This window comes from Psychrobacter sp. FDAARGOS_221, assembly GCF_002313155.2.
Taxonomy (GTDB): domain Bacteria; phylum Pseudomonadota; class Gammaproteobacteria; order Pseudomonadales; family Moraxellaceae; genus Psychrobacter.
Genome location: NZ_NWFK02000001.1, coordinates 1,798,335 through 1,815,499, shown reverse-complemented (window position 1 = coordinate 1,815,499; position 17,165 = coordinate 1,798,335). Strand labels below are relative to the sequence as shown.

General features: G+C 42.5%; 14 protein-coding genes. 11 read left to right on the top strand and 3 right to left on the bottom strand.

The window, feature by feature from the left end; translation table 11 throughout:
- Window positions 1–132: 132 nt before the first annotated feature.
- A complete protein-coding gene (gene thrC, locus A6J60_RS07585) occupies window positions 133–1,548 on the top strand; it encodes a threonine synthase (RefSeq protein ID WP_096065447.1) in 1,416 nt (471 codons plus the stop codon).
- Between the two features lie 151 nt (window positions 1,549–1,699).
- On the opposite strand, the gene A6J60_RS07580 is transcribed toward thrC, so the two are convergent.
- The gene (locus A6J60_RS07580; protein WP_227526095.1) at window positions 1,700–2,851 is read right to left on the bottom strand and encodes a cytochrome-c peroxidase; all 1,152 of its coding nucleotides are present in this window, start codon (window positions 2,849–2,851) and stop codon (window positions 1,700–1,702) included.
- A gap of 469 nt (window positions 2,852–3,320) precedes the next feature.
- On the opposite strand from A6J60_RS07580, the gene dprA reads away from it, so the two are divergent.
- The 8 genes from dprA (at window position 3,321) to A6J60_RS07540 (ending at window position 11,619) form a co-directional block, all read left to right on the top strand.
- Complete coding sequence (dprA, locus tag A6J60_RS07575; protein ID WP_096065446.1) at window positions 3,321–4,646, top strand: DNA-processing protein DprA; 1,326 nt, start codon at window positions 3,321–3,323, stop codon at window positions 4,644–4,646.
- A gap of 83 nt (window positions 4,647–4,729) precedes the next feature.
- Window positions 4,730–5,419: an L-threonylcarbamoyladenylate synthase gene (locus A6J60_RS07570; RefSeq protein ID WP_096065445.1), complete on the top strand. Its 690-nt coding sequence runs from the start codon at window positions 4,730–4,732 to the stop codon at window positions 5,417–5,419.
- A gap of 242 nt (window positions 5,420–5,661) precedes the next feature.
- Complete coding sequence (locus A6J60_RS07565) at window positions 5,662–6,180, top strand: GbsR/MarR family transcriptional regulator (protein WP_096065444.1); 519 nt, start codon at window positions 5,662–5,664, stop codon at window positions 6,178–6,180.
- Window positions 6,181–6,640: 460 nt separating this feature from the next.
- Complete coding sequence (locus A6J60_RS07560) at window positions 6,641–7,669, top strand: fatty acid desaturase family protein (RefSeq protein ID WP_096065443.1); 1,029 nt, start codon at window positions 6,641–6,643, stop codon at window positions 7,667–7,669.
- Window positions 7,670–7,924: 255 nt separating this feature from the next.
- Window positions 7,925–8,956, top strand: coding sequence for an epimerase (locus tag A6J60_RS07555; RefSeq protein ID WP_096065442.1), 1,032 nt, complete (start codon window positions 7,925–7,927; stop codon window positions 8,954–8,956).
- A 460-nt stretch (window positions 8,957–9,416) separates the two neighbouring features.
- Entirely contained in the window at window positions 9,417–9,893 is a 477-nt protein-coding gene (locus A6J60_RS07550) for a DoxX-like family protein (RefSeq protein WP_096065441.1), read from the top strand.
- A 101-nt stretch (window positions 9,894–9,994) separates the two neighbouring features.
- Complete coding sequence (locus tag A6J60_RS07545) at window positions 9,995–10,465, top strand: DUF2269 family protein (RefSeq protein WP_096065440.1); 471 nt, start codon at window positions 9,995–9,997, stop codon at window positions 10,463–10,465.
- A gap of 62 nt (window positions 10,466–10,527) precedes the next feature.
- Window positions 10,528–11,619 (top strand): hypothetical protein, encoded by a 1,092-nt coding sequence (locus tag A6J60_RS07540; RefSeq protein ID WP_096065439.1) that lies wholly within the window; start codon window positions 10,528–10,530, stop codon window positions 11,617–11,619.
- A gap of 95 nt (window positions 11,620–11,714) precedes the next feature.
- On the opposite strand, the gene A6J60_RS07535 is transcribed toward A6J60_RS07540, so the two are convergent.
- Window positions 11,715–12,176, bottom strand: a complete 462-nt coding sequence (locus tag A6J60_RS07535; protein ID WP_096065438.1) for a hypothetical protein — start codon at window positions 12,174–12,176, stop codon at window positions 11,715–11,717.
- A 113-nt stretch (window positions 12,177–12,289) separates the two neighbouring features.
- Window positions 12,290–13,771 (bottom strand): efflux RND transporter periplasmic adaptor subunit, encoded by a 1,482-nt coding sequence (locus A6J60_RS07530; protein ID WP_096065437.1) that lies wholly within the window; start codon window positions 13,769–13,771, stop codon window positions 12,290–12,292.
- Window positions 13,772–14,267: 496 nt separating this feature from the next.
- On the opposite strand from A6J60_RS07530, the gene grpE reads away from it, so the two are divergent.
- On the top strand, window positions 14,268–14,870 hold the full coding sequence (gene grpE / locus A6J60_RS07525) for a nucleotide exchange factor GrpE (RefSeq protein WP_096065435.1): 603 nt from the start codon (window positions 14,268–14,270) through the stop codon (window positions 14,868–14,870).
- A 336-nt stretch (window positions 14,871–15,206) separates the two neighbouring features.
- Window positions 15,207–17,141: a molecular chaperone DnaK gene (dnaK, locus tag A6J60_RS07520; protein WP_096065434.1), complete on the top strand. Its 1,935-nt coding sequence runs from the start codon at window positions 15,207–15,209 to the stop codon at window positions 17,139–17,141.
- Window positions 17,142–17,165 lie beyond the last annotated feature (24 nt).

Below are 17,165 nucleotides of genomic sequence, written 5' to 3'. Positions count from 1 at the left end.
CATGCCAAAACTACCATATACCTCACCACAAAAACCAATAAGCCGTTTATTTAATATGGCTTATGTCTAAAAATATGATACTCTTTTTGTTATAAAAATTTATGTAATCTTTTGACAGGATAAGACGAAGACATGAAATATATCAGTACGCGCGGTCAAACCGAGAAGATGGATTTTAGCGATGTGTTGTTAATGGGATTGGCGCCGGACGGCGGCTTGATGCTACCTGAAAGCTATCCACAGATTGACAGCGCGACGCTGGATAAGTGGCGTGATTTGAGCTATCCAGAGCTGGCGTTTGCGATTATGCGTCTGTTTGCGACTGATATTGATGAGGCGGATTTAAAAGACATTATCGAGCGTACTTATACTGCTGAAGTCTTCGGCAGTGATGACATCGTGCCAGTGCGTCAGCTTAAAGATGACTTGTATATCTTAGGTCTGTCTAATGGTCCAACGTTGGCGTTTAAAGACGTGGCGATGCAGTTTTTGGGTAATGCCTTTGAATATGTGTTGAAACAGAAAGGTAAGCGTCTGACGATCATTGGTGCGACCAGTGGTGATACTGGTAGTGCGGCGGAGTATGCGCTGCGCGGTAAAGAGAATATCGAAGTATTTATGATGTCGCCACATGGCAAAATGAGTGAGTTCCAGCGCGCGCAAATGTATAGCCTAACCGATGCCAATATTCATAATATTGCCATTAAAGGCATGTTTGATGATTGCCAAGATATCGTTAAAGCACTGCAACAAGATGCTGATTTTAAAGCCAAATACAGCTTGGGTACGGTGAACTCAATTAACTGGGGCCGCATCTTAGCGCAAATCGTTTATTACTTTAAAGGCTACTTTGCAGCGACTACAAGCAACGATGAAAAAGTCAGCTTCTGTGTACCGTCAGGTAACTTTGGTAACATCTGTGCCGGTCATATTGCCCGTGAAATGGGTCTGCCGATTGACCGATTGATTGTCGCAACCAATGAGAACGACGTATTAAACGACTTCTTTAACCAAGGTGTTTATACCCCACGTCCTGCGGATAAAACTTATGTGACCTCAAGTCCGTCAATGGATATCTCAAAAGCGTCAAACTTTGAACGCTTTGTATATTTATTATTAGAAAAAGACAGCAAACGTGTACATCAGTTATTTGATGGGGTGAAAGCAGGGAAAGGCTTTGACTTGTCAGACGTGCTAGATGCGGTGAATAACCGTTATGGCTTTGCAGCCGGTAAATCTACGCATCAAGACCGTTTAAACACCATTAAAGCGGTGTACGAGACCTATAACGACTTGGTTGACCCACACACTGCCGACGGTATCAAAGTAGCGCAAGAGCTACAAAAAGAGGGTGAGGTTATCATCTGTGCAGAGACTGCTTTGCCAGTGAAATTCTCAGAGACTATCTTTGAAGCGGTTGGTGAGATAGACATTGAACGTCCTGAGCATACTAAAGATATTGAGAGCTTAGAGCAGCATGTGACGGTACTAGACAATGATGCCAACCTAGTAGCCAATGAGATTAAAGCAGTGGTTGCGCCTGTTTAATTTTAGGTTTAGTCTCCTTACGTAATTGATCTAATCCATATTTCTCTAAGCTATAAAAAAACCAGCGAATTAATCGCTGGTTTTTTTGTTTATCTAATAATTAACACTTAGTGTTAGATTAATGCTGACTGTAATTTTTTATGTTTATAGTCTAGCTTTGTTTTTCAAAAGGAACTGGCTTTGGTGTGTTCTCGTTAGAAGGTGGCAGCTTAGGTAGTTTAATCTGAGGCTGATCACCGGTTAAAGTCTTTAAGAATGCCACAATATCCGCTGTTTCTTCTGAGGTAAAGTCACGGTTTAGCTGGATTTTACCCATGATATTGACCGCATCTGCCAACGAGTCAACCTGACCATCATGGAAGTACGGATAGGTTAGATCAATGTTACGTAATGTCGGTACTTTGAATAAGTGTTTGTCGTCATCATTACCAGTGACTGCATAGCGGCCTTCTGCTAAGTTTTGAGTGGTATATTTGTCAAACACACCAAACTTTTGGAAAGAGCCGCCGCCGACTGCTGATCCATTGTGACAGGCGACACAGCCACTGTCTTTAAACAGCTGATAGCCCTTTAATTCTTGCGCAGTTATTGATTCATCATCACCGCCAAGCCACTGGTCAAAGCGAGAGTTCGGCGTGACTAAGGTTTCTTCAAATAGGGCAATGGCACTGGTGACTTGATCAATATTGATGTCATCTTCGTTCGCAAACGCCTCATGGAATAAGGCTTTATATTCTGGAATAGAGTTAAGTACCTTAACCACAAATTCGTGACTAGAGGCCATTTCTAGCGGGTTTTCGATAGGGCCGCCCGCTTGCTCCATCAAGTCTTTGGCACGGCCATCCCAAAATTGAGCCAACGAGTAACGGCTGTTTAATACGGTTGGCGAGTTGATAGGGCCTTCTGCCCAGTTGTAACCCACTGAGGTTGGGATGTTATCGGTACCGCCTTTAGCCAAGTCGTGACAGCTGTTACACGACAGGGTGCCTGACTTTGATAAGCGGGTGTCAAACCACAGCATCTTACCCAGTGCTACTTTTTTGGGCTCAGCAACCGCTTCAACCACAATCGGTTCAATGGGTTCATCACGGACACTGACGATGGGTTCAGGCGCTTGTTGTGCTGTTGCTTCAGCTGAGTTGCTGCTATTGACTTCATCGTTTGCAGCTACTGCAGGGTTATGCCCACCTGGACGGAAATAGCCAGACAGGGCGACGATTAACACCAATACTAAAAACACCACAACCCCAACCAAAGCATAAGTCACTTCTTTTCTGGGGTTGTTCTGATTTGCATTTGCCATCGGTTACCTACCTATTTTTGAAGTTAAACAGTTGTTATTGTTGTCATTAATAGCTATCGATGATTGTTTTAATTCCATGATAGCATTAAGGGATTAAAAAGTATAGCCAGGGTCAGTGGCGGCTATCTCGTTGAATAGAGACGGTTGATTGATTAGATAGATTGCCGAGATAGCGTGTTAAAACTGAGAATTAAATAAAATATAAGTGACATATAACCAAATGCCAGCTATGCGTGTTACCGATACTGATGTAGTATTGAACCCTGAACTGTTGTCTAGTCACTGATGAGTAACAGAAGTCGCTGATGAGCAACAAAAAGAAGTATCAAAGGTGACAAGGATAGCGCTAACACAGTTAATCGTGTCGGTACTCAGCGGCTGATAGACTTAAATAGCTATGCTGCACAAGTACTCAAAGGTGTTCCACAAGCATGGCAAACGATGATTTATAAAAAAAGGTTAACTGTTGATGACAACCACAACCAAGCCAACGGATAGGCGGGTGCTGACCCCAGAGCAGCAAGCGATCGTTATCGTCTGGCAGCGGGTGAATACCTCTTTATCTGCTTATGATAAGTTAACTCGGTTTTTTGGTTCAGCGCACAGTGCCAAGCAAGCCGCCGCCGCTGAGTGGGCGGATATCGGAATACATCGTAAGCATATCGAACGGCATCAGCAGGCTACTGATAGCGCGGATCAGGCGTTTATTGAGCAGCTTGAGCAACGGATTGCCAATCACGAATTTAATATGGTGTTTCAGGATGAAGCAGGCTATCCGCAACAGCTGTTAGGCTTGTTTGATCCACCGCCGTTGTTGTTTTTTCGCGGTAATTTAAGCCGTTTAAATCAGCCACAAGTGGCCATTGTCGGCAGTCGTAAACCGAGTCAAAAAGCACAAAAATTTACCTTTGATATGGCTCAGTATCTGGCACAGGCAGGATTTGTGATTACCAGTGGCTTAGCGCAAGGCGTCGATGCACAAGCGCATTTGGGCGCGCTGGCTCAGCCTGTGGAGGCGTCAGGGCGCACCGTTGGAGTAATGGGTACCGGTATTGATGTGTGCTACCCGACTCAACATAAGGCTTTGTTTGAACGAATTGTGCATGAGGGCGGCTGTATTATTAGTGAGCTGTTTCCCAATACGTTGCCGCATAAGCATACTTTTCCACGTCGTAATCGTTTGGTTGCGGGTCTTAGCTTAGGCACAGTAGTCACTGAGGCGGCGATAAAAAGCGGTTCATTGATTACGGCTAGATTGACCTCAGAGCAGGGCAAGCAAGTATTTGCCATGCCAAGCAGCATTGATAATGCCAACGCCGAAGGCTGTCACCATCTAATTCGAGAAGGGGCTACCTTGGTATATCACCCCGATCAGATCATGGTTGATTTGTGCAGTCAGTTATTAATGCCAAGCTATCCTGCTGATGTTCAAAAAGAGGGCCAATCCAGTGAATTTCAATCAACAGCGAGCACTGATACAACCAGTTCTAGTACAACTAATACTGCTATAAACAATACCGACAATCCTCTTAACACCACAGTAGCGACTGGTGCTAAAATAAAGCCCAAAGCACAGCCTATGTTAAAAGAGGCGAAACCAGCTGCAAAACATCAAGTGACTCAGGTCGACCCGCATTTGCAGTCGTTGTGGACGCACATTGAGTTTGAGCCACAAGACTTAGACGCATTAATGAATAAAACCCAATTAGACACAGCGACCCTGTTAAGCCAACTTATGGAGCTTGAGCTGCTTGGTGCTATTGCACAAACTGGCGGTCGTTATCAGCGTGTTTAAACGTCTGTATATTAACGGCTTCAACCAATCTGACTCACTAAAATGACCCTCATTCACCGATATTAAACAACCTGCCATATACCATGACTTCAAACACCTCTACACACTCGATTAGTACTCAAGCAACGCACTCTAGCGAACAAGCCGCTCAGTGGCTACGACAAGGCTGTCTGCTTGCGTATCCGACGGAAAGCGTGTGGGGCATTGGCTGTGATGCGTATAATCAGGCAGCCGTTGAGCAGATATTGGCCATTAAGCAGCGGCCAGCAGAGAAGGGCATGATAGTGGTTACCGACAGTGTTGAGCGTATTGCGCCCTTACTTGAAGGGTTAGATGCTCAGCAGCGTCAGCAGATTATAGAGAGTTGGCAGCCGCCTCTAGACACCAATCAAAACACAAATACAGCGCAGTCTACATCAGCGATGCAAGCGCATAACGGACAAAGACAAGCGCATACCTGGCTACTGCCTATTCCCAGCCATCAGCAACAACCGTTTCCGACCTGGATTACCGGTAAGCATGACTCCATCGCGGTACGGGTCATCCATCACCCACAAGTCACCCAACTGTGTGCCAATATGGTCAGTGATAACAATCCATATGGACTGATAGTCTCTACCAGCTGTAACCCATCAGGACAGGTGCCGGCCAGCAACTTTGAGCAGGCCTATGCTTATTTTGGTGAGCAAATAGGTTATTTATTAGGCGAAACCCTAGGCTATACGCTACCCAGTCAAATACGAGATGCGGCAACAGGGCAGGTGATTCGCTAGGTATTTCGCTAAGTATTATTGACTGCAACAGGTCTTAGAGGCTACAGCGCCTTGGACTTGTAGGGGCTGAATCTTCACTGACTATCTGAATATCATTAATAATACCCACTGAGACCTTATTATTTATCTGCAATAGAGTTTTTTTTCTGTTATTTCTGTATTGACAGAAATAACAGAAAGTAGCATACTGAGGTTGTTTTCTAGTTATAAAACTAGGCAAAAGCTTATAGGAAGAGTATTAAATGAAGTTAAATCCAGCAACAGAACGATTTGTCTTACATTGGGGTGAAATGGGCACACAGTGGGGCGTTAATCGCACCATGTCACAAATTCATGCGCTACTTTATATTATCGGCCGCCCACTAAATGCGGAAGAAATCACCGAAACGTTGGGTGTGGCCCGCTCTAATGTCTCTAATAGCTTAAAAGAATTGCAAAATTGGGGACTGGTACAAAAGGTATCTATTTTAGGAGATCGACGTGATCACTTTAGTACACATACCGATGTGTGGGAGCTAGCACGTATCATTGTTGTTGAGCGTCAAAAACGAGAGCTGGCACCAACGGTTGATTTCTTACAGAGCTTAATTGATAGCCCCGAGTTCGCTCAAGAGAACTCAGAGGTGCAAACGCGCATTAAAGAGACCCAAGAATTTGTTGACACCCTAACCAGTTGGTCGGATGAAATGTTAAAGCTGCCGACCAGTACTTTAAAAAAGATTCTTAAGCTGGGTGCGCGTATTAAGAAGAAGTTGGGCTAATCTAATTTACTCGTATTAGCCTGTTAGATTCCGTTTAATAACCCCCTATATAGGTGAGAGTGTCTATGCTGAGTGGCTGAGTGTGGTGTAGTTTTTAGTTAGGTCGTTATTAGGTCATAACTGGGCGTTATAGAGCATTATTTTTTATAGCGCCTTAATATAAATCAAAGCATCAGTTATGCGTTGATACTAACTTCACCAAATTATATGGTTACCCACTATTTTTTTTGCTCTTTTTTTTAATTTAATACTTCTGTTAAGACTGAAATTACAGAAAATATGCAAAATCAATCATAATTTAAATTAAATAGATTTTAAATAAAATATTGAATTTTATGACGAGTTTTCGGAAATTTTATAAGTATTATTTTAATTTTATTGTCTATAAATAACGCCAAATTGATCGGAAAATAAGTCGTTAATTATTTATCCAAAATGGGTTGATACAAGGAATGACAACATGAAATCGCAGCAACATTTACAGGATAAAAAGCACATCATCAAACAAGCCATTACTCAGGTTGAATGGAAAGACTTGCGTCAATTAAGTCAGTGGCAAGTCGCTTACAACTTGATCTTGCCGTATCCATTTTTAGCACTGTCTTGGTGGTTTGCTAGTCAGTCACTGTTTATCTTTGCTTGCTGCAGTACCTATTTGTTTTTTGCATCAGCGTTTCGCCAAGCGCATGATGGCTATCATCATAGCTTGGGTGTCAGTAAACGAGTGACGACCGCTTTGTTAATGCTGATGAGTGTTTTTTTATTGACCAGTTTGCATGCGATTAAAGCCACGCATCTTCAGCACCATCGTAACCCCTTGGGTGACGATGACATTGAGGGTAGCTTGGCAAAATTAAGTTGGCAGCAGGCGCTTGTAGGCGGTGTTAGCTATCGGCTGGCGATTTATAAACAAGGCTTTTTGTTAAGTAATCAGCGTAACCGAATGAAGTCAGCGATTGAATTTGTACTGATTGGCATTGCGTTGTTATGTGCTGTGCTGCTTATCGTGATGTCTTTGATTGTGCCTATGCTGATACCTGAAGTGACTAACAGTGGGGTAGTGGCCATGACCACTAAGCTGCAAAACATGGCTGACTTTCTGTACTTTCCTGTATTGGCTAAAGTCGCGGCTTATCATTTTATAGTCATGTTTTTAGCCAATGCGTTGGTCGGCATCATAGCAGTTTGGGGCGTGCATCATGATGCCGAAGGCAGTATCGCCCGAACCGAGCGCAATACACTTATTAATTGGTTTACTTTTGGGTTACTGTTTCATGTAGAGCATCATTTATTCCCATCAGTCCCAACCAATCATTTACCGCAGCTTGCCAAAAGGTTGGACGCTACCATGCCTCAATTAACCCAAAATAGAGTGCTGCCAACCAGCGGTGTTATTAATGATTATATTTTCAATACAGTGGTTAGGTTAAAAGATAAGTATAGTGAGAATAATGACCACTGTCCGATACGCAAACGCTTGGCACTATAAGCCTTATCGTTGGTGCCATTTAGTTGTTGTGATTTGAATAGATTAATGAATATTTAACCTAGAACAGCTAATGTGGGATTATCAATAACTAAGGAGCGTAAGAAATAACGAGGCGTCAGCTCATCGGTAGTCAGTAGTCATTAAGAACCGGTACCGATCAGAGTAATCAAGGAATTGGATAGCTGGTTTGAGGTGCCTAATTAGATTTAAAACTTAAACAATCAAAAAAAGAAAAACATTATCAGGAAGAGTGACATGAAGATACTAATCAGTGGCGGAACAGGATTAATAGGGACAGCGTTTAGCCATTGGGTGCAAAACCGTATCAATGGCTCTGAGCATAATCAAGCTAAACATCAGCCTGTTGAGATAACTTGGCTGACCCGAGATATCAATCAAGCGCATCCAGACTTTATAAACATGATGAGCTATGAGCAGCTGCAAACGACTGAGGAAGCGTTTGATATCGTGATGAATCTAGCCGGAGCAGGTATTGCCGATAAGCGCTGGAGTGAGCAGCGCAAGCAGCTATTGATGCAAAGTCGTATCAAGCCAACTCAGGCTTTGATGGACTATATCGCACGTATTGAGCACAAGCCAAAGCTGATGCTCAGCGGCTCAGCCATTGGATGGTATGGCAATCAAGGGCACAGACCTTTGGATGAGACCAGCCCCTTTGAAGGTGATGAATCGAAAGATTTTGCACATCATCTATGTGCGAAATGGGAAGCCAAAGCCAGTGAAGTATTAGAGTTTAATGTTCCTGTGGTTATTCTACGCACAGGTATTGTGATTCATCCTAAGGGCGGTATGTTGGCCAAGTTATTACCCTCATTCAAGATGGGAATGGGCGGCAAACTGGGTGACGGCAATCAAATGATGAGCTGGATTAGCCTTAATGACTGGGTACGTGCTGCCTGGCATATTATTGAACAGCATCTGGCAGAAGATGGCGATGTGATAGAAGCTAATAGTGTTACAGAAGCCAAGAATACTACAAATGCCAAGATCACTTCAAAAGCCAAAAGCGTTATCTACAATCTTACTGCTCCTGATCCGGTTAGAAATGCGGTATTCACTCAGATAGTGGGTGACTGGTTACATCGACCTACGCTGATGACATTACCGGCATCGGTGTTAAAACTGATGTTTGGTGAGATGGCAACTCTGCTGATTGATGGTCAAAAAGTATTGCCTAATCAATTGCTAAATACCGGCTTCAAATTTGAGCATATTGCGCTGAAAAAAGCCCTGGTTGAGCAGTATTCCATTACTAATTTAAATTAATCTCTAATATTAAAAAATTTAAAATTGTTATGGCTAGTAATCGTCAATAGTTGTTTGTAAAAAATGATATTACTAGTCAGTTATTCTATATGTTTTTGCAAATATTAATTTCTGTTTATACTGTAATAAATAAAATAAAAGGCTTTTTCAAATTCTCAAAAACAAAAGTTAGCTAATAATGATTAATTGAAAATAATGGTTTTTATAATGATTGGTTTTAGATAAATATCGTCCAAAACACACAAACCGGAAAAGTTAACAATAAAGATAAAAAACAAGAGGTGATAAAAAAAGCAGTGATAAGAAAAGTATTATAAAAATAAGCAGGCTGCATATTGGCGAAAAAATAGGCGAGCGAAAACAAACTTGCTGAAAGCCTTGATTCAATAATGACTATAGATCTTGAATGAAAAAGAGCTTGAACGAAAATTTTTAAGAGTTGGGTTAAAAAGGAGTCACTATGACAGCTACCTATCATCAATCAATAGATAACGCATTGAGTAAAAATGAAAAAGCATTGGATGAAAAAACATTGAGTAATAAAAGAGGTAAGACCTTGCCTAAGTATATTTATTTAAGTCTATCTCTGTTGTGGCTATATAGCGGTCTGGTACCTGTATTTTTCGCAAAGCAGCAGTCGCTACAGATGTTGGCAGAATTGGGTATTAGTGACACTTATCAAAGCTTGGTGTTTTATCTGGCTGCTTTATTAGATGTTGTATTTGGCCTGCTGATATTAACAAAGTATCGCCAACAGCCATTATTGTGGTTGGCTCAGCTGGTAGTGGTGACCACTTATAGTTTAATCGTGGCTGTAGGGTTGCCAGAGAACTTGTTGCATCCATTTGCACCTTTGATCAAAAACATACCCATCATCGCAATACTGCTTTTTTTATATCAATACCATCGTGTGAGCGTTAATAGACAAACGCATTAATAGTTAACGGTTGGTGTTTTTTTTAAACGACTATTTCTGTTTAGACAGAAATAACTGAATTAGTCTAAAACATAGTTTATATCTAAAAAGGAGAAGGGGTGATGAGCCTATATCTATTGATTAAGACCTTACATATCTTATCAGCCACATTAATTATGGGTACAGGATTGGGTACTGCTTTTTATCTATTCGTGGCCAATCGCAGTGACAGTGTGCCCGCGCAAGCAGTGGTTAGTAAATGGGTTTGTAAAGCAGATTGGTGGTTTACAACGCCAGCGGTCATTTTTCAACCGTTATCAGGGCTGTGGATGGCGCATTATTTAGGTATGCCATTTAGCGCGACTTGGATCTGGATGTCATTGGCCTTATTTGTTTTTGCTGGCATTTTTTGGTTACCAGTGGTGTTCTGGCAGATACAAATGCGCGATATGGCGCAGCATACTCAGCAACGAGGCTCAAATAAGCTACCGGCTAAATATTGGCGATTGGCAAGACGTTGGGAGATGGCAGGATATCCGGCATTTAGTGCAGTGGTAATTATATTCTTCTTGATGGTCATTAAACCTATGTAAATCGTTTGCGAGGGTATTGAAATGTTGAAATGATAAAAAATGCAGAGAGGATAAAGGACAAGATGTCAGCACAAATTAGAAGAAATATTACCCAGCCAGACTTGGGAAATAAAATTGTGGTGTTATTACTGGGCGCCTCTGGCTTTATCGGTGGACAATTAAAAACATGGCTGTCTAAGCAGCCGAATGTGACTTTAATAACCCCGACCCGTGAGCAGGTTAACTTTATTACACCTGATTGGCAGCAAATAACGGCTCAACTACAAGGCGTGGATGTGGTGGTCAATGCGATAGGTATCATGAGCAGGCAACGACAGTTGCTCGAGCAAGTGCATCATACGATACCTGTGAAAATGGCAATCTTAGCCAAGCGGTTTCACGTGAAACATTGGATAAATTTATCTGCTCTATGCGCACACCCACAGCATTCGGTCGCTTTCTTATCGACCAAAGGACAGGGTGATGCGCAGTTAATGGCTCTTGCCGACACTGGCTTTAGAGTATCTATTGCGCGTCCATCACTGGTATTCGGCTCTGGCGGTGCCAGTACAGCAATGTTTTTGGGATTGGCAAAGCTGCCTGTTTTGATATTGCCTGATCGCGGGCGTTATTTGATTCAGCCAGTACATATTGATGATGTAGTACAGGGACTCGCGGCACTGGTGCTGAGTACTCTGGTGCTTAATACTAATAATAACTGCGACAATACCGATAGAATGGGTTCAGAGTTGATTGCCGCGGATACTGGCTTAGATAATCTGCAGCGTAGCTCTGATAGTGAACCAGACAACAAACAAGCTGCGGAAAAAGTTAAGAGGAAGAGTAGCAATAATCCAAGCAACAGTCAGTTAATTAACATGACTGGCAGCGAAGTGGTCAGTTTTGCCCACTATATAAGTGCACTACGCATACAGAGATATCAATTGGCTGTGCCTAATATAATCCCCATCCCATGGTGGTTGGCGCAAATGGGATTAATTATGCTATCGCCTATATCTTGGCTGCTATCAGCTCTCACAAAGGGGAGGATAACGGAGGCGATGTTAACTACAGACAGTTTGCGCTTATTGGCAGACGGTTCGATTGCGGATAATCGCGACTTTATTAAACTGTTAGGGCGAAAACCGCTAGGGTATCGGCAGTTTTGTCTGTAGATAAATTTCTTTGGAGCTTAAGCTTTTGTCGCTTAATTTCTTTTCAGCTTAAGTTTTTTACAAGCTAAGGCCTGTGTTTCACGTGGAACAAGAAATTAACGACAACGTTTAACTAAGGCAATAATAGCGGTCAGTGCGGCTACCAATAATGATAATAAAGCGCCAGTAAATAAGGTACTCAATAAGGCGAATAGAAAGGGGTGTTGGATTTGATTAATGCCCAATATCTCGTCAGTGATACCAACAGCGATGATACCCGCCCATATTTCCGGCGAAACAGAAAAGCCAATCAACACAAACACATTAAGCAGCTGTAAGCCGGCTTTGATAAACACACTTCGTCGCAGCGCACGGTGTACATTTAAGTGATTGTGCTTAATAAAGTAGTGGTCGACTGCGCCATAAATCACAATAAACACCATAATCCCGAGTAACATACCGAGCAATGCCCACAGTGCTGAGTTGACAAGTAAACTGCCCCATATAAAGCTGGTTAGGGCATTGATTAATATCCAAAAGCCCCAGAATAACCAATGATTTTTTGCCGTCGTTGTCATATTTTCACACTGATATTTGTTACGCGAATAGATGCAATAGTTGGTTTAAAAGAGGCATATTAGCACTAGCGACTAGTAACGAATCAATAAAAAAGAGTTACTAGCCACAAGGGTTACTCAACCGTTAGCGTCTTACCGGCTGCTGTTTTTGGTAAGTCAGCTAAGCAGACTAGGCTGTCATTATTAATGCCGCTGACTAAGAATTTATCGGAGTCTTCGAAGTACTGCACTACCTGTACTGGGTTATAAGACAAAGATTGGTCCTGCTCTACAATCCAAACATAACCTTTAAGCGGACTGGTCGGGCGCGGGTGCTTGGCTGAAAGCTCGACTAAATTGGCCTCATGAATTGCTTCTCGTGGCAGACGCACGCCAAGCTCAATTTGACCATATTCAATACGCATAGAGGCGCCCATCCCTGGCTTTAATCGCTCACTATCATTGTCTTCACCAGGGATTAATGACGCACGCACCGTCAAAGTATTGGTGGTTGTGTCCGGAATGATATGGCTAACTTGACCTGAAAATTCAGTATGTAAGTCATAAACGGTGAAGCTAACAGGTCGACCAACAGAAAGCTGCGATTGAGTGGTTATGGGCAGCTCACCGGTCAGTTGTAGCTCATGATTGCTATCAATATGAATCACAGGATAGCTCACCTGATTTTGTTTATCAGTGTTAGAGGTGGCAGTAGAAGCAGAGTCTGAGTCAGGCGCAGTATCTTTAGCGTCAGTATCTTGATCGGCAGTTTCTTGAGCATTAGGTGCTTTGGCCGATGTATTAGAGGCTTTTTCTGACGATGCAGATTGCTTGCTCGCAGTGTTTGTATTAACAGCGCTACTGAGTTGATTGGCGTTATCAATTTGGGTGATTTCACCGGTAATCGGTGATTTTATGACCAGATTAGCAGTGACCATACGCTGCGACTGCTGCGATTGAGTAGAGTCAGAGGAGTTGTTTGCTGACTTTATAGTGTCTGCACTTTTATCGGTGGCACTAGTGGCTGGTGCAGGCTGCTTTGCAGAGGCAGTTGGTTTTTGGGAACCCGGATTCTGTGTGGCTGAGCCTGTGCTTTGAGCGTCTTGTGAAGCGTCGTCAGCTGCTTGATTGCTACCTGCTTGGTTGTCGCTGGCTTGGTCATTATTGGATTGACTGGCACCCTGAATTTGCACGCCATCGACATAAACCTCAACAAACTCACCGGCGACTTTTTGTAACTCATGCTCTGCTATTTTGGCTTCTATTTTGGCCAAAACCTGTCCTTTTTCGACCTGCTCTCCTTCTTTTACCATCAAACTGCCTGAAATCAGATCATAAGGCATTGATACGTCTGAAGTTAAGGCAGGCACTAAGGTGCCCTCAAGGTTATAGCTGGGCTGATAGCGTTCAGGAATACTGGTATGGATGAGGTCATTATCGACCACAACTTTATCATCGAGCACCACAAATCCTGACTCTGGATCGACTTGATTGGCAGACGATCCGCAACCAGTCAGTACCAGGCTAGTACTGAGCATACCAATTAACAGACCCCTAAGAAGACGACTGCGGCTCGCTCGTTGTTGGTGTGAGACAAGGGTCAAGGGTAATAACATAAACCAGGGGTCCTGTGTTGTATAGAGAAAACAATGAGTTAGTAAGCAATGAGTCAGCAATAAAAGCTAAATATCATTAATCCAAATATTAGACCTAAAACCAGACTTAAAAAAGCATTAAAAACAAAAAAATAAAATAAATTTTACGCAAAAGAAAGGCTGATTTAACACCCTTACTGAGCGACTCTAGTAATTTTAATCCATCAACCCCACAATCTTGTTGGTAGATTGTGTTAAGTTTGTGCGTTGCACTTGAAATTTTCGGTACTGCCTTTATCAACCAGTAATAAGAATTCATTATTTTAATCATTGGATTTTAAGTACTAGATTTTAGACATTTAATAATCGTTTTAGGCAATGTTAGGTAGATTGTTAATCAGCTGCAGTATGGGTCAGCTGTCATGATTGCCATACATGATTGCCAAAGGACGCGTATATATTTTCATCACTTCCTATAATTTTAATAAAACCAGCTAACTATCTTTAAGGAGATATCATGAGTAATGATGAGTTAAACCAGCAAAACAGCAATCAACAAGCAGATGAGCAAACACAAGCTGAAGAGACTGTATTAGAAAAAACACTTAATGAATTTAATCCTGAAGTGGAAGATGAAGTGACCGTTGACGGCAGCGTGGATGTCGACGCTTATGAAGCACGTATTGCCGAATTAGAAGATGAAGTAAAAGCCGCTAAAGAAGGTCAAGCACGTGCCAATGCTGATGCGTACAACGCTCAAAAGCGCATGGAGCAAGAGACTGAAAAAAGCCGTAAGTTCGCTTTGCAGAAGTTTGCAAAAGAGCTATTGGAAGTGGTTGATAACTTAGAGCGTGCCATTGTGAGTGTTCAGGCAGATGATAATGCCGACGACGCTATCTTAGAAGGCGTGAAGCTAACCCACAAATCGTTCTTAAATGTATTGAACAAGCAAGGGGTTGAAGTGGTTGATCCATTGGATCAGAAATTTGACCCTGAATATCACGAAGCGGTTGGTATTGATCCAGAAGCAGCTGCTGATACCGTTGGTGAAGTATTACAAAAAGGCTATACCTTAAACGGTCGTCTACTACGTCCTGCTATGGTTAAAGTGGGCCAGTAAGTTTTAGCCATATAACAGGCGCTTGATGAGTAGCTTTGTCTTATCAAGTTGCCTGTAAATATTGCTTAGATAGGATGTTGTACAGCAAACAGAAATACATAAAAAGACAAAAAAATACAGGTTTTTGTGGAATACGGCTTGAAAAATATAAGCAGTAAACCGATATATAGAGACAACAAGCGAGGCTTACCACATCTTGGTATGTACCATGGCTATCACGATTTGGTATCACAATGGATGGGTGATACGTCATAGATACGATTATAGATAGGTGAGCTGAGCGCTAATATGTCAGTTAATTAGAAATAAACAATAAATTATTTGGAGTTTTATATTATGGCTAAAACAATCGGTATTGACCTAGGTACAACCAACTCTTGTGTGGCAGTAATGGAAGGTGACAAAGTTAAAGTCATCGAAAATGCTGAAGGTACACGTACAACCCCATCAATTATTGCTTATAAAGATGGCGAAACCTTGGTTGGTCAATCAGCGAAGCGTCAAGCAGTGACTAACCCAAACAACACCTTATATGCAATTAAGCGTTTGATTGGTCGTCGCTTTGAAGACAAAGTAGTTCAAAAAGATATCGGCATGGTGCCTTACAAAATCGTCAAAGCAGACAATGGCGATGCGTGGGTAGAAGTGAACGGTAAGAAAATGGCTCCGCCACAAATCTCTGCTGAAATCTTACAGAAAATGAAAAAAACAGCAGAAGACTACTTAGGTGAAAAAGTAACAGACGCCGTAGTAACCGTACCTGCTTACTTTAACGACTCACAGCGTCAAGCAACAAAAGACGCGGGTAAAATCGCTGGTCTAAACGTTAAGCGTATTATCAACGAACCAACCGCAGCTGCATTAGCGTATGGTATGGATAAAAAGCAAGGCGATCGCACTATCGCTGTATATGACTTAGGTGGCGGTACGTTCGACGTATCAATCATCGAAATTGCTGACGTTGATGGCGAGCAACAGTTCGAAGTATTATCAACCAACGGTGATACTTTCCTAGGCGGTGAAGACTTTGACTTAGCCTTAATCGACTTCTTAGTTGATGAGTTCAAAAAAGAGCAAGACTTCAACCTTAAAGGTGATGCGCTAGCGATGCAGCGTCTAAAAGAAGCGGCAGAGAAAGCTAAAATTGAACTTTCAAGCGCGCAAAGCACTGAAGTGAACCTACCATACATCACTGCAGATGCGACTGGTCCAAAACACTTGGTTGTGACTATCAGCCGCTCAAAACTTGAAGCATTAACGGAAGACTTGGTTAAACGTACTATCGATCCATGTAAAGTAGCGTTAGAAGATGCCGGCCTAAAAGCCAGCGAAATCGACGACGTTATCCTAGTGGGCGGTCAGACTCGTATGCCACTGGTACAAAAAACAGTTGAAGACTTCTTCGGTAAAGAGCCACGTAAAGACGTGAACCCTGACGAAGCAGTAGCGGTTGGTGCAGCGATTCAAGGTGCAGTACTTTCAGGTGACAAGACTGACGTACTACTACTAGACGTTACGCCACTAACCCTAGGTATTGAAACTATGGGCGGTGTGATGACACCTATCATTGAGAAAAACACCATGATTCCTACTAAGAAATCACAGGTATTCTCAACCGCAGAAGACAATCAGCCAGCGGTAACCATTCAGGTATACCAAGGTGAGCGTAAAGTGGCTTCACAGAACAAATTGCTTGGTAACTTCAACCTAACCGATATCCCACCAGCACCACGTGGTATCCCACAAATTGAAGTAACCTTTGATATCAACGCTGACGGTATCATGAACATCTCAGCGAAAGATAAAGGTACTGGCAAAGAGCAGAGCATTCAGATTAAAGCAGACTCTGGTTTATCGGATGAAGAAATCGAGCAAATGGTACAAGACGCTGAAGCAAACGCAGCGGAAGACGAGAAATTTGCTGCCCTAGCTCAAGTACGTAACGAAGCAGATGGTCGTATCCATGCGATTCAAAAAGCAATGAAAGAAGCTGAAGACAAAGTAACAGCCGATGAGAAGTCAGCGGTTGAGTCAGCAATCAGCGACCTTGAAACTGCAGCGAAAGAAGATGATCACGACGACATCAAAGCGAAGCTTGAAGCACTAGACAATGCCTTCTTACCAATCAGCCAGAAGATCTATGCTGCTGGCCAAGACGGTGCACAAGGTGTTGACCCAAGCCAAGCAGGCGCAGAAACAGCTGAAAATGCTGCTGATGACGATGTGGTTGACGCAGAGTTCACTGAAGTGAATGAAGACGACAAGAAGTAATAACTAATCTAGCTATCGTTTAGC

What these genes read in the sequence shown, in the direction of transcription:
- A6J60_RS07550 (WP_096065441.1), top strand. Translation starts at nt 9,417, where the DNA reads ATGACAGCTACCTATCATCAATCAATAGATAACGCATTGAGTAAAAAT.
- thrC (WP_096065447.1), top strand. Translation starts at nt 133, where the DNA reads ATGAAATATATCAGTACGCGCGGTCAAACCGAGAAGATGGATTTTAGC.
- A6J60_RS07555 (WP_096065442.1), top strand. Translation starts at nt 7,925, where the DNA reads ATGAAGATACTAATCAGTGGCGGAACAGGATTAATAGGGACAGCGTTT.
- A6J60_RS07565 (WP_096065444.1), top strand. Translation starts at nt 5,662, where the DNA reads ATGAAGTTAAATCCAGCAACAGAACGATTTGTCTTACATTGGGGTGAA.
- A6J60_RS07545 (WP_096065440.1), top strand. Translation starts at nt 9,995, where the DNA reads ATGAGCCTATATCTATTGATTAAGACCTTACATATCTTATCAGCCACA.
- grpE (WP_096065435.1), top strand. Translation starts at nt 14,268, where the DNA reads ATGAGTAATGATGAGTTAAACCAGCAAAACAGCAATCAACAAGCAGAT.
- A6J60_RS07540 (WP_096065439.1), top strand. Translation starts at nt 10,528, where the DNA reads ATGTCAGCACAAATTAGAAGAAATATTACCCAGCCAGACTTGGGAAAT.
- dnaK (WP_096065434.1), top strand. Translation starts at nt 15,207, where the DNA reads ATGGCTAAAACAATCGGTATTGACCTAGGTACAACCAACTCTTGTGTG.
- A6J60_RS07530 (WP_096065437.1), bottom strand. Translation starts at nt 13,771, where the DNA reads ATGTTATTACCCTTGACCCTTGTCTCACACCAACAACGAGCGAGCCGC.
- dprA (WP_096065446.1), top strand. Translation starts at nt 3,321, where the DNA reads ATGACAACCACAACCAAGCCAACGGATAGGCGGGTGCTGACCCCAGAG.
- A6J60_RS07535 (WP_096065438.1), bottom strand. Translation starts at nt 12,176, where the DNA reads ATGACAACGACGGCAAAAAATCATTGGTTATTCTGGGGCTTTTGGATA.
- A6J60_RS07570 (WP_096065445.1), top strand. Translation starts at nt 4,730, where the DNA reads ATGACTTCAAACACCTCTACACACTCGATTAGTACTCAAGCAACGCAC.
- A6J60_RS07580 (WP_227526095.1), bottom strand. Translation starts at nt 2,851, where the DNA reads ATGGCAAATGCAAATCAGAACAACCCCAGAAAAGAAGTGACTTATGCT.
- A6J60_RS07560 (WP_096065443.1), top strand. Translation starts at nt 6,641, where the DNA reads ATGAAATCGCAGCAACATTTACAGGATAAAAAGCACATCATCAAACAA.